Below are 13,169 nucleotides of genomic sequence, written 5' to 3'. Positions count from 1 at the left end.
TAAGCCAACTTCGCTGAGATTAACGGAAACCTTCCAGGACAATTTTTCCAACGGATTTTCCACTTTCAAGTAAGCGGTGAGCTTGTTGCAGATTGGCTGCAGTGATTTTACCCAGATTTTCATTCAATGTGGTTTTGATAGTACCTGCATCAACCATTATAGCCACATCGCTAAGAATCTGGTGCTGTTTTATCATATCAGGAGTTTTGAACATGGAGCGTGTGTACATCATTTCCCAGTGAATGGAAATACTTTTTAGTTTGAACAATTTGATATCAAGAGACTCCGGATTATCGATGAGCGCGAATTTACCCTGAGGTTTAAGGCATTTTATAAGCTCGGCTGCATGCTCATCGGTGTGGGTGAGACTAATCACATAATCGACTTCGCTTATCCCCAGTTGCTGCAATTGCTCTGATAGTGATTGCTGGTGCGAAATGACATGATGGGCGCCGTTTGCTTTAATCCATTGCGAGGACTCAGGGCGTGAGGCAGTGCCAATAATAGTGAGAGAAGTTAACTGTCTTGCTAACTGCACAAGAATGGACCCGACACCGCCTGCCGCTCCAGTAATAAGCAGTGTGCCTGTATCTGCCTTATCAATTTGCAGACGATCAAAAAGCAGTTCCCAGGCTGTTAGGGTTGTTAGCGGCATTGCAGCGGCTTCGGCATTGGAGAGGCTATGTGGTTTTAATGCGGCAATACGTTCATCAATCAAATGAAACTCTGAGTTACATCCCGGGCGGGTTAAATCACCGGCATACCAGACTGTATCTCCTTTTTTAAATAAGCTGACTTTACTGCCGATATCTTTCACTATACCGACTGCATCCCAGCCTAGAATTTTATAGGGGCTGTTTTCGGGTTGAGTCCTTGAGCGTACTTTGGTGTCAATAGGATTCACGGCTATCGCCTTAACTTCAACCAATAAGTCATGCTCCATCATTTCTGGCATTGGCAGCTCAATTTCCTCGAGAACATCTGCCACACCTGCTTGTTTATAACCAATGGCTTTCATAAATTGTCCTTAATAGTAAAAGTTTGATTATACTTCAAATAGGAAGAACTGAGAGGATGTAATATGAAAAAATGGATACTGCTGATTGGTTTGTACTTATCAGGCCAATCGTATGCTGCAGTTTATGATTCCCCTGAAATATTCATGAATGTAGATATAAACCACCCTCATTTTTCGATTAGTTTGCCCTCTAATCCAACCACAGGCTATAGCTGGACCCTCAAAAAATATAATGACAAATTGTATGAACTGATGACGCATCAATTTCATCCCACCAAACCTAAATTAATCGGAGCAGGGGGAAAAACTGTATTTGTTTTTGAGGTGCTAAAAGGAGTGACTCTTCCTAAGAGAAGCACCTTTGAATTTTTTTACGCTCGCCCGTGGGAACCTCAGAATGGAAGAACGCAAAAAGTGATTATTACATTTCAAAAAGGATTGAATACGGCTCCGCCTGTACTGGAGCAGTAAAACCTGTTGGTTTAAATCAACCCTCTCCCAGCTTGAGAGGGGATTTCCTTTTTAAATGAATCTTTCCTACAGTCCTCTCTCCCTTTGGGAGAGAGTTAGAGAGAGGGAATTTCTCTTAAGATGACGTGGCAGGACACAGCTTGATGAAGACTCTCGGTCATTACGCCTTGCGTCGAAAGGGCAAATACCGTGCTTCCCAGAACCGGTCATTAATCAGCTTGACCAGATTTTCATTCTGATTGGTCTGTGCCAGTCCTTCCTCAATCGCTGCCTTCGCAACGCTTACAGCAATTTGTCTGGCAACCAGTTGTGCGTCATTCAATGAGGGCAGCAGCGGCAGAAAACTGTCTTTACGGCTAGGTGAAAACTCACTTAAGGTTTTTGCAGCAGCCCAAATCATTTTTTTGGAAAGACGAGTTGCCTGTACAGTTAATATGCCCAACCCAATGCCTGGAAATACCAGTGCATTGTTGCATTGCGCGATATCAATCAGGCGATTTTGATATTCTACCGCTGGAAAAGAAGTGCCGGTAGCGACTAGTGCCCGTCCTTGGCTCCACTGCAAAATATCGGCGGGTTGCGCTTCGCATTTTTCATCGGGATTGGATAAGGGGAAAATAATTGGGCGATCACAGGCTTGCGACATCGTCTCAATGATATCCTGTGAAAAAGCGCCTGGTTGTGCAGAGCAGCCGATTAAAATGGTTGGTTGTACATGGCGTACAGTATCCGTTAATGATGGATTTGAACCATTTAACGACCAGGATTGGATTTCGCTGCGCAAGCGTGCATAAGGCTGTTGGGCTTCAGTGAGATCCGCATCATCATTTATCAGTAAGCCCTGGCGGTCTATCAGCCAGAAGCGCTGATAAGCTTCTTCCTCAGTTAAACCTTGCTGAATCAGCGCATCAACGATCTGATCGCTTATACCAGTTCCTGCCGAGCCTGCTCCGAATACTACAATCCGGTGTTCAGATAGTTTCTGCCCGCTGACATCGGAGGCTGCCAGTAAAGCTGCCAGAGTAACAGCACCCGTTCCCTGTATGTCATCATTAAAAGTACAAAGTTCATCCTGAAACCGTTCCAGAATCCGTCTGGCATTGCCGCGTCCAAAATCTTCCCAATGTAAAAATGCGTTTGGAAAATGCTTATGGACCGTTTTAACAAAGGCATTAATGAAGTGATCATAATCCGCTGCGGGAATGCGTGGATGACGGCAGCCTAAATAAAACGGATCATTTAGCAGTTCCTGATTATTGGTTCCCACATCAAGGAACACCGGCAGTGTACGGCTGGGATCAATTCCTCCGCACAGGGTATAAACCATCAGTTTGGCGACCGGAATATCCATACCGCCAATTCCCTGATCACCAATGCCAAGTACACCTTCGCCATCGGTTACGACAATTAAGTCAATTTCAGGATTGGAGCGATTATTAAAAATCTCATCCAGTTGGTTTTTATCCGAATGTGCAATGTACAAACCTCTCGGCTGTCGATACTCGTGGCTAAAACGCTTGACGGCAGTGCCTACGATGGGGGTGTAGATCGTAGGAAGCATTTCCCCAAGATGCCTGCTTAATAATTTATAAAAAAGGGTTTGATTTTTGTCATGCAGATTATTCAGATAGATATTTTGCTGGAGTCGGGTTTGATAACTTGAATACTGCAAATAGGCGCGCTTGACCTGTTCGTCCAGGGTTTCTACTCGATGCGGCAGTTTCCCCAATAAACCAAAGGCACGACGTTCCTCCTGAGTAAAGGCGGTTCCCTTGTTTAATTGCGGCAGAGTCAGTAAAGCCTTACCTGTGATAGACGTTTCAATATATATTTCATCGGTTTGTTTATCGCGAACAACACTAAAATCCAGCATAAATAGAATCTGTTGATTAGAAAGCTGACAACGATACCCAATTGCTGGCATTTATTCAATGAACAAAATAGCAATTAATGGATATTCTGAGCAAGATTTGGATGGTGAAGCTATTCCTGGCAATATAAACATCGTGGCATAAGTATTTGACTAATGATAACATGCAGGTTTTCAGTATTTTGTGAAGAGGTTGGGATGATAAAACATTTTGTCTGGGGGATGGCCGTTCTTCTCTCAACAAGCTGCTCTGCCCGAGACGAAAATTATTATCGACTAAATCCAGAGAAGGTTGAGCAGGCTTTAAAAAACTGTCCGGCGGCAAGCCCCGGCAAAATCAGCTGTAATGAGCTGAAAGCTTTGTCTGCCCGCCAAAATCAACTGGCTTATGAGCTACAATTAAGTCCACAGGGTTTTGGACAGCGAATTTTGTCCTTGCAAATGAAGCTGGCCGGACAAAAACTGGAGCTGAAAGAAAGCGCCAATCAGACTGAGTTACGGGAAATCATTGATCAGAATGAGCGGCAGCTGGCTGAATATCTGGCAATCGTAAAATGGTTAGAGTCTCCTGAGAGTTGATGAATGAGAATATTAGTGAGTAATGATGATGGTGTTTCTGCGCCTGGTATAAGAGCTTTGGCAAATGAAATGTCTACATTAGGCGACGTCAGTGTGGTCGCTCCTGATCGCAATCGCAGCGGAGCCAGCAATTCCTTAACCCTGACTCGTCCGTTACGGATAAGACAGATGGATAATGGCTATTACAGCGTCGATGGGACACCGACTGACTGTGTGCATCTGGCTCTTACAGGATTTCTCGAACCAACGGTCGATTTGGTTGTTTCCGGTATTAATGATGGCGCAAATCTGGGTGATGATATTCTGTATTCAGGAACAGTGGCCGCAGCTATGGAAGGCCGATACCTTGGTTTGCCGGCGATCGCATTTTCTATGACGGGGGAAAACATTCAGCATTATGATTCTGGGGCGCATATTGCAAAGCAGCTTGTTTTGAAAATGCACTCTAATATGCTGCCTTCCCAAACCATTTTGAATGTAAATATCCCCGATTTACCCTTAAATCAAATTAAAGGATTTGAGGTGACGCGTTTAGGTACACGCCATTGTGCTGAACCTACGATTACCGAGCTTGATCCCCGAGGCCGGCCGATTTATTGGGTAGGACCCTCAGGCTCTCAGGCCGATGCTGGGCCGGGAACAGATTTTTATGCAATCGCAAGGCAATACGTTTCAATTACTCCCTTGCATCTTGACATGACCCACTATAAGGTTTTTGATCAATTATCAACATGGGTGGATAAGTTAAATTGGGAATAATGAAAATCTTCAGTTTTCTGTATGATAAAACGGTGCAGTGGTCCGGTCATGCGCATGCGCCTTATTATCTGGCAGGTGTATCGTTTGCGGAATCTTCTTTTTTTCCTATCCCGCCTGATGTCATGCTTATTAGTATGGGCCTGGCAAATCCCAGACGTTCCTGGCAATATGCTTTTATCACCACGCTTTTTTCGGTGCTTGGTGGAATTTTTGGCTATTTGATTGGTTATTTTTTTATCGAAGCGATACTACCCTGGATTGAAAGCTCTTCCTGGAGTGATAATTACCATTTGATTCAGCAATGGTTTACCCAGCATGGTATTCTGGTTATTTTTATAGCAGGTTTTTCACCCATTCCCTATAAATTGTTTACGATTGCGGCAGGTGCTATGAGCATGGCTTTTTTGCCCTTTGTTTTTGCTTCGATTCTGGGAAGAGGGCTGCGATTTTTTCTGGTTTCAGGCATTATGTATTTTTATGGTCATAAGCTTCATAATAATTTGCGGCAATATGTCGATATAATTGGCTGGAGTGTGCTGGCCCTGTTAGTATTGGTCCTTCTAATAATGAAATTTGTTGCATGAGACAGACTATGCCTGCTTTATTTCTCCTGCTGTTAATTTCTTTTTTATCCGGCTGTGCGGTAAACCCGCGGCCGGTACCTGTTGAGGATATTCGTTCCCGGTGGGAGCTTAGCCATAAAACTATCCATGTAGTTCAGCCTGGCGACACCTTGTACGCAATAGCTTTTCGGTACGACCGGGATGTGCGTCAGCTGGCAGCCTATAATCATTTACGTATTCCATATTCTGTTCGCGTAGGTCAAACCATCCGTTTAAGCCCTAACGCACAAATCAGGACAGGCAGCAGCGTCAAACCTGCTCCACAACACTATGAAAAACCCTTTAAAACGGCAAAAACGCCACAATATATTCAAAAGAAGCCAAATTCTGCCGTTGTTCCTCAACCTGTTCCCGCTCAGTACGCCGGTGGTCAATGGAGATGGCCTGCTCCAGGTCGTGTGGTTACAACATTTAATCCTGGGCAAGGAAAAAAAGGCATAGATATTGCTGGTAGTAAAGGGGCGGCAGTGTATGCTTCGGCAGATGGAGTGGTTGCTTATTCCGGGAATGGCCTCTCTGGTTATGGTAATTTAATTATCATAAAGCACAATGGCCAGTTTTTAACTGCCTATGCCAATAATTTAAAAAATAAGGTACAAGAGGGGCAAAAGGTTAAAGCCGGACAGATTATTGCCGAAATGGGAATTATAGACAGGCAGTTTTGGGGCGTTCATTTTGAAATTAGAAAATCAGGTCAACCTGTAAATCCAATGCTGTATTTGCAAAAAAGATAATACTGACCTAATTTATATAATTCAGTGGCTAATTTCAAATGAGACTGTGTTTTTTTCAGGCTGATATAAACACAAAAGGTGACAATCATGCAAGCCGAAGATGAATCAATAAAAGAACCAGAGATCGCAGAGACTGAATGGGAAGATCCTGTCGAGGAAGATTCATTGCTGTTGGAAGAGGAAACCTTGGCTACTGAGGATAACGAGCCTGATTTTACTGATGAAGAGATTTTCCCTACCTACCAGCGAGGCAGACAGACCTCTAAGGCAATGGATGCTACTCAACTCTATTTAAGTGAAATAGGTTTCTCGCCATTACTTTCCGCTGAGGAAGAGGTTTATTATGCTCGCCTGGCATTGAAAGGGGATGTTGCAGCGCGTAAAAAAATGATCGAATCCAATCTTCGTCTGGTGGTTAAAATTTCCAGACGCTATCTTAATCGTGGACTGCCTTTACTGGATTTAATTGAAGAGGGAAATCTGGGATTAATGAAGTCCGTTGAAAAATTTGATCCGGACAGAGGGTTTCGATTTTCAACCTACGCTACCTGGTGGATTAGACAAACGATTGAACGAGCTATAATGAACCAGACTCGAACGATTCGTTTACCAATTCATGTAGTTAAAGAACTAAACGTTTACTTGCGCGCAGCCAGACAACTGACGCAAAAGCTCGATCATGAGCCCTCTGCGGAAGAAATTGCCGAGATGGTGGACAAGCCTCTCGAGGACGTTGAAAAATTACTGGGATTAAATGATAAGGTTGCATCAGTAGATACACCTATCGGCTATGACGATAATAAATCCTTGCTTGATACAATAGCTGATGAGAATAGTGTGAATCCGGCTGAATTGCTTACTGATGAAAATCTGCGAGCTCACATTGAATCCTTGCTGGATAAGCTGACAGATAATCAGCAGCAGGTCATTGCCCGACGCTTTGGTCTTCGTGGGTTTGAAAAAGCAACGCTCGAAGATGTAGGTAAGGAGATCGACCTTACTCGTGAACGAGTTCGCCAAATTCAGGTGGAGGCTCTGAAAACCTTGAGAGGATTATTGGAAAAAGTGGGATTAACTCAAGAGGATCTTTTTTAACTATACCCAGGCAACTTCAAAAATAGCATTTTAAAGTTGCTTGGGTATATACTGTATTTAGGAAGATCCGCATGCAGGTAAAGTATTATGATAAGGGATTTAAATTGGTTCCAGGAAGGCCCTTTGCCTGCAGATACTATTTATGGCAGCTATGATCCTAAACTGGTTGTTCTTTCATATATTATTGCTGTTCTGGCTTCCTATGTCGCCCTTGATTTTGCAGGGCGGCTAAGAGCAGAAAAAAATTCACGCGACAAAATATACTGGCTTCTGGGCGGGGCTTTTGCAATGGGAGCTGGTATATGGTCCATGCATTTCATCGGTATGCTTTCGTTTATTATGCCGATGGCAATGGGATACGATGTCTTCTGGACTGTTTTCTCCCTTCTCCTGGCCATCGCTGTATCCTTCTTCGCCTTATTTATATTAAGGGCGGATAATCATTCTGTTCCAAATCTTATCGCGGGTGGGATTGTAATAGGTCTGGGAATTGCAGGCATGCATTATGCAGGCATGGAAGGAATGCGGGTGCATGTTCAAATCCACTATATAATGCCCACATTTTTCCTCTCCATTCTGATTGCTATTCTGGCTTCAGAAGCGGCACTTTGGCTTGCTCTGGAAAGTAATCGAGGATCATCGCGAAAGCAGTTTTATACTAAAATGCTAAGTGCTTTAGTGATGGGAATCGCGATTTGCGGTATGCATTATACAGGCATGGCGGCAGCCGTATTTACGCCACTGGCAGCTCATGGTCCGCATATTGAAACGGTTAATCAGGATTTGCTTGCTTTTTTTGTAGCAGGTATTACCGGTCTTATCATAAGTCTTGCCCTGATGGTTTCTACTTATTATAAACAGATGCTTAAAGTCGTGCAGAATGAGCGTGAGTTTGTAGACGCTATTCTGAATAACCTTGATGACGGGATCATTGCCTGTAATACTAGCGGGATCATTACTGTTTACAATAAAGCACTGAAAAAAAACTATCAGCACAGCTCACACGTTGCCGGCTTAAAACTGTCTGATTACTTACATTTTGAATCATTAGACAATCAAAGAATCAATGACAATCAGTCGCCCTTGATTCGTGCTCTGCGCGGCGAAAAGATTCATGGTATGGAGTTGTTAATACAATTTAACAGTGGTGAGCGTCGAAATGTGGTGGTAGACGGCCAGGCGATAAAGAGCGCCGATGATTCCACAATGGGTGCGGTAATTGCTATTCATGATATTACTGATTTAAAAGAAACAGAAAAAATGAAAAGAGAATTTGTTTCAGTGGTCAGCCATGAGTTACGAACACCCCTCACATCTATCCGGGGGGCGCTCGGTCTGCTTTTAGGGGGAGCTGTAGGCAGTTTTACGGAAAAAGCACAACGCCTGCTTGATATCGCCAATAAAAATTGTGAGCGTTTGTTATTATTAATCAATGATATTCTGGATATGGAAAAAATCCAGGCGGGTAAAATGGATTTCAAAATAACAAAAATAAATCTATCCAGTCTAATACAGGATTCGATTCAAGCGATAAAAATGTATGGTGAAAAATACAATGTGTCGGTTCGCTTTGAAAAAGCACTTCCAGATATTATCGTGCAGGTTGACCCGGATCGTTTGATGCAGGTTATCGCCAATTTATTATCCAATGCCATTAAGTTTTCACCATCTGGAAGTGAAGTCACCATTTCCATGAAACAGCAGGGAAATCACGTTCGTGTGATTATTACCGATTGCGGCTCAGGGATCCCATCGGAGTTTCAACCGCGTATTTTCCAGCAATTCAGTCAGGCCGACTCCTCCTCAACGCGCGGAAAAGGTGGAACCGGGTTAGGTCTGAGTATAAGTAAAGCAATTATTGATAAAATGGGTGGTCACATTAATTTCACAAGTCAGCCGGGAGTAGGCAGCCAATTTTATTTTGATTTGACTACATGTGCTGAAGCACAGGAACAAACGGCGCCTCCAATTATTAATCAAAATCGCGATAGATTTTTAATCTGTGAAGACGATCCGGATCAGTCTAAATTTCTCGCGCTATTAATGGAAGGTGCCGGGTTTGCTGTGGATATTGTAGAATCAGTGGCTGAGGCAAAAAAATATCTGAACACAACAAAATACAAGGCCATTTTGCTGGATCTCATTTTACCTGATCAGGATGGAATCAGCTTTATCAGAGAATTACGAAACTCTGAAAAAACAAGAGAGTTGCCTGTAATTGTACTTTCCGTTATTGCTGAAACGGGGCATTCAATTATTAATGGTGATGCAATTTCAGTAATTGACTGGTTAGACAAACCTATCAATTTTGACAAATTACTATTATCTATTGGAAAAATTAAAGAAAAAAATAAAGACAGGATCCCGCTTATTTTACATGTTGAAGATGATATCGACATGCAGAAAGTCGTTCGTACTGTGTTAGAAACAGAAGCAAGCTTAACCTCTGTCTCCACATTGCATGAAGCAAAAGAAGTCTTGGAAAAGCAGCAGTTTGATCTGATTATTCTTGATTTGCTTTTACCGGATGGCAGCGGTACTCAGCTTCTGCCTGTATTGGCTGAGAAGAAATTTCCGGTAATTGTTTATTCAAATACGGAACTGGATCAGGAGTATTCCAAGTATGTTGTCGATGCTTTGGTTAAAGCAAAAACGACTAATGATGATCTTTTAAACAAGATTAAGCATTTGTTTAATGAACAGCAGGGAGGCCATTATGCCTGATAAAGAATTGTCGAGCATTCTGTATGCGGAGGATGAGGCCGATATTCGTGAGATTGCTCAGGTTGCACTCGAGGATTTGGGAAATTTTAAAGTCATTTTCTGCCATGATGGCTATGAGGTCATTGAGGCGGCAAAAGGTATTATTCCCGATCTTATTTTATTAGATGTGATGATGCCAGGAATGGATGGTCCGTCTACGCTAATTGAATTGAGGAAATTACCGAGGTACACCGATATTCCCGCTATATTTATGACTGCAAAAATACAGCCGGATGAGGTTGAACAGTATAAATCGCTTGGCGCTGTAGACGTCATTGCCAAGCCCTTTGATCCGATGACCTTAGCCAGCGATATAAGAGCGATCTGGGATCAATTATGAAAGCTGAGGTGAAGGAAAAACTCCAGGCATTATATACGGAATATGCCAGGAGCTTGCCAGATAAACTACAGTCTATAAAGGCTGAGTGGTTAAACCTTAAAGCGCATTGGGATAAGAACAGATTTCAGGATTTTCATAGAACACTGCACAGCCTTTGTGGTTCTGCAGGCACTTATGGTTATGACTCGCTTTCAAAAGCTGCAAGAAAGATTGAAATTTTCTTAAAATCAAAAACTGATCAGGAATTTCTTTCCAGGGAAGAGATAGATGAAATCTCTTCTCTTCTTGACAACCTGGAGGCTTCATTCAAACCAGCTCAATCACAAACTACCATTTCTGAAGATTTTTTCACTGGCAATGGAAAAATTTTACTGGTAGATAATGATAAGCGATTCATTCAGGAGTTAAATAGTAATTTGCAAGAGTCAGGTTATCAGGTTCATGTTATTTCCTGCGAGGAAAATATTAGACAAGCTTTTTTTGAGATCTCTCCAGCAGCATTAATTGTAGATGTCGAAAACATCAGCCAATCGACGGCAGATTTCTTATTTGAAATTTATAATAAGGAGAAGCTATCAACTCCCTTGTTCTGTATGGCATATAGTGCCGATATTCTCACCAGGCTGAAAGCGATTCGTCTGGGTAGCAGTGCCTTTTTCCAAAAACCAATGGAATCCATTTATCTGACTCGGAAACTTGACCAGTTCTGTGCCAGCATGCCGGGTGAGCCTTATCGGGTATTGATAATCGACGATTCTCTGTCGCTGGCTGAATATTACGCGCTTATTCTTAAAGAAGCCGGCCTTATTGCGAGATACATTACGAATCCTTTGCTTCTGATTGAAACGCTTGAAGATTTTCAACCTGATTTACTGCTAATGGATCTGTATATGCCAGAATGTTCTGGCCTGGAGCTGGCAATCGTACTTCGACAAGAACCCCAGTACACAAGGCTGCCGATTATATTTCTGTCAACTGAAGACGACAGATTAAAACAATTATCAGCCTTGAATCTTGGTGGAGATGATTTTCTTGTGAAACCAATTGTTCCCCAGCATTTAATCAAAACCGTATTTTCCAGAGCAAAGCGAGCCGAGATTTTAAACTCATTCATGACCAAGGACAGCTTAAGCGGATTGTATAATCATACTAATATATTACAGCGCCTTGACCTGGAAATAGCTCGTGCCGGTAGACAAAATGAGCAGCTGTCTTTTATCATGGTTGACATTGACCACTTCAAATTGATTAATGATAACTATGGTCATCCTACTGGCGATAATGTAATTAGAAAAATTTCTTCCATGCTTTTATTGTGTTTTCGTAAGACAGATATTATTGGCCGATACGGGGGAGAGGAATTTGCTGTAGTAATGCCCAACACCAGCCCTGAGGACGCTTTTCGGGTGATAGAAAATTTTCGGATTAAATTTTCAAGGTTCAGTTTCCAATGCAATGGACAGACCTTTTCTGTCACCATCAGTGCCGGTTTATCCAGCTTTCCTGCTATTCAGGACGTAAGCAGCCTCGTCTCCGCTGCAGATCAGGCTTTGTACGAGGCTAAAAATCATGGCCGAAATCAGGTTATAATTGCTGACTGTGGTATTTAATCAGCGTCGATGCTGCGAACAGGAAAGTTCTTCCAGCAATCCGTGTAATTCTTTTGTCTTGATGAATGCCGCATTGCCGCTTCGCTGACCCGCCATATCTCACGCGTCTCAAACATAAATGCCAGGGTATTTTCATAACGTACCGGCTTAAGATCCGCAGAAACCGCCTGCGCATAGCTTTCAATATCTGGACCGTGACCACTCATACAATTATGAATGCTGATGCCTCCCGGTAAAAAGCCAGATTTTTTCGCATCATATTCTCCCCGAATCAGGCCCATTAATTCATTCATAATATTACGATGAAAATAGGGGGGGCGAAAACTGTGCTCTGCCACCATCCATCTCGGTGGAAAAATAACGAAGTCGAGATTAGCTACACCTGCTGTTTCACTTTCAGAAGTCAGAACAGTAAATATTGAGGGATCAGGATGATCAAAGCTCACCGTGTTAATAGTGTTAAACAGGGATAAATCGTAGCAATAGGGTGCCAGGTTGCCATGCCAGGCAACCACATTCAAAGGAGAAGTGTCACTTTGAGCTGCCCATAAGCGCTGTTGTGATTTACAAACCAGCGTAACTTCTCGGTTCAGCGATTCAAAAGCTGCCACTGGATAGAGAAAATGCCTGGGGTTGGCCAGGGAGTTAGCGCCAATGACTCCTAAAGGCGGGAGTGTAAGAGGAGAGCCTGCATTTTCGCACAAATAGCCGCTTGCTGAAGCGCCATTTAATTCCACGCGAAATTTTACTCCTCTGGGAATTACAGCAATTTGTCCTGGTTTGATTTTCAGATGACCAAACTCGGTGAGCAAAGACAATTCGCCTTCATAAGGGACGAACAATAATTCACCGTCAAAATCGCTAAAATAACGATGTACCATCGATTGGTTGCACTGATAAATATAAGCCCGGATTAGATTGCTTCCTGCAATAGGAAATAATCCATCGATAAAATCCACTGAATTCTGAGGTGAGGGCAATGGCGACCAGCGGTAGGGATTAGGGGCCTGATATTCGAGCAAATCATTAAACTGAGCGCCTTCATAGGGAACATAATCCTGCTGTTTAACCGACGGAGCTGTTTTATAAAGCCAGCTGTGCAAATTTGCTGCACGCGCTTTGGTAAATGCAGAGCCGCTCAATTGCTCAGCATAAAGCCCATAAGCGCAATCCTGGGGAGAGTTCTGATTTTTGGGTAGTGCCCCTGCTATCGCTTCTGTCTGATGATGATTGCCAAATCCGGACAAATACACCGCAATTCTCCCTGAAGTTAGTTATTTTCTAGAATATCTCGATCGATTCAGCCT

The 13,169-nt window shown here is 42.9% G+C and carries 12 protein-coding genes; 9 read left to right on the top strand and 3 right to left on the bottom strand.

Features of this window, described 5'->3' with window-relative positions:
- Window positions 1–19 precede the first annotated feature (19 nt).
- Window positions 20–1,018: a zinc-binding alcohol dehydrogenase family protein gene (locus tag B1207_RS02840; RefSeq protein WP_112218489.1), complete on the bottom strand. Its 999-nt coding sequence runs from the start codon at window positions 1,016–1,018 to the stop codon at window positions 20–22.
- Window positions 1,019–1,081: 63 nt separating this feature from the next.
- On the opposite strand from B1207_RS02840, the gene B1207_RS02835 reads away from it, so the two are divergent.
- A complete protein-coding gene (locus tag B1207_RS02835) occupies window positions 1,082–1,489 on the top strand; it encodes a protease inhibitor I42 family protein (RefSeq protein ID WP_112218488.1) in 408 nt (135 codons plus the stop codon).
- Between the two features lie 160 nt (window positions 1,490–1,649).
- On the opposite strand, the gene B1207_RS02830 is transcribed toward B1207_RS02835, so the two are convergent.
- Window positions 1,650–3,362 carry an NAD-dependent malic enzyme gene (locus B1207_RS02830; RefSeq protein ID WP_112218663.1) on the bottom strand — a complete coding sequence of 571 codons (1,713 nt, stop codon included), beginning with the start codon at window positions 3,360–3,362 and terminating at the stop codon, window positions 1,650–1,652.
- 195 nt (window positions 3,363–3,557) lie between these two features.
- On the opposite strand from B1207_RS02830, the gene B1207_RS02825 reads away from it, so the two are divergent.
- From B1207_RS02825 to B1207_RS02790, 8 genes are all read left to right on the top strand, one after another.
- Window positions 3,558–3,938: a hypothetical protein gene (locus B1207_RS02825; protein WP_112218487.1), complete on the top strand. Its 381-nt coding sequence runs from the start codon at window positions 3,558–3,560 to the stop codon at window positions 3,936–3,938.
- Window positions 3,939–3,941: 3 nt separating this feature from the next.
- Complete coding sequence (surE, locus tag B1207_RS02820; protein ID WP_112218486.1) at window positions 3,942–4,697, top strand: 5'/3'-nucleotidase SurE; 756 nt, start codon at window positions 3,942–3,944, stop codon at window positions 4,695–4,697.
- A complete protein-coding gene (locus B1207_RS02815) occupies window positions 4,697–5,281 on the top strand; it encodes a YqaA family protein (RefSeq protein WP_112218485.1) in 585 nt (194 codons plus the stop codon). The genes surE and B1207_RS02815 overlap by 1 nt, the downstream gene beginning before the upstream one ends.
- The gene (locus B1207_RS02810; protein ID WP_253255772.1) at window positions 5,278–6,054 is read left to right on the top strand and encodes a peptidoglycan DD-metalloendopeptidase family protein; all 777 of its coding nucleotides are present in this window, start codon (window positions 5,278–5,280) and stop codon (window positions 6,052–6,054) included. Before B1207_RS02815 ends, B1207_RS02810 begins: the two co-directional genes overlap by 4 nt.
- Window positions 6,055–6,141: 87 nt before the next feature.
- Complete coding sequence (gene rpoS, locus B1207_RS02805; protein ID WP_112218483.1) at window positions 6,142–7,149, top strand: RNA polymerase sigma factor RpoS; 1,008 nt, start codon at window positions 6,142–6,144, stop codon at window positions 7,147–7,149.
- A gap of 87 nt (window positions 7,150–7,236) precedes the next feature.
- Complete coding sequence (locus B1207_RS02800) at window positions 7,237–9,873, top strand: MHYT domain-containing protein (RefSeq protein WP_112218482.1); 2,637 nt, start codon at window positions 7,237–7,239, stop codon at window positions 9,871–9,873.
- Window positions 9,866–10,252, top strand: a complete 387-nt coding sequence (locus B1207_RS02795) for a response regulator (protein WP_112218481.1) — start codon at window positions 9,866–9,868, stop codon at window positions 10,250–10,252. The genes B1207_RS02800 and B1207_RS02795 overlap by 8 nt, the downstream gene beginning before the upstream one ends.
- Window positions 10,249–11,862: a diguanylate cyclase gene (locus tag B1207_RS02790; RefSeq protein WP_112218480.1), complete on the top strand. Its 1,614-nt coding sequence runs from the start codon at window positions 10,249–10,251 to the stop codon at window positions 11,860–11,862. The genes B1207_RS02795 and B1207_RS02790 overlap by 4 nt, the downstream gene beginning before the upstream one ends.
- Here B1207_RS02790 and hmgA read toward each other — a convergent pair.
- Window positions 11,859–13,115: a homogentisate 1,2-dioxygenase gene (hmgA, locus tag B1207_RS02785; protein ID WP_112218479.1), complete on the bottom strand. Its 1,257-nt coding sequence runs from the start codon at window positions 13,113–13,115 to the stop codon at window positions 11,859–11,861. The genes B1207_RS02790 and hmgA overlap by 4 nt on opposite strands.
- Between the last annotated feature and the right edge of the window lie 54 nt (window positions 13,116–13,169).

The organism is Legionella quinlivanii (assembly GCF_003265995.1).
GTDB lineage: Bacteria > Pseudomonadota > Gammaproteobacteria > Legionellales > Legionellaceae > Legionella_C > Legionella_C quinlivanii_A.
This window is presented reverse-complemented; position numbering and strand designations above follow the sequence as displayed.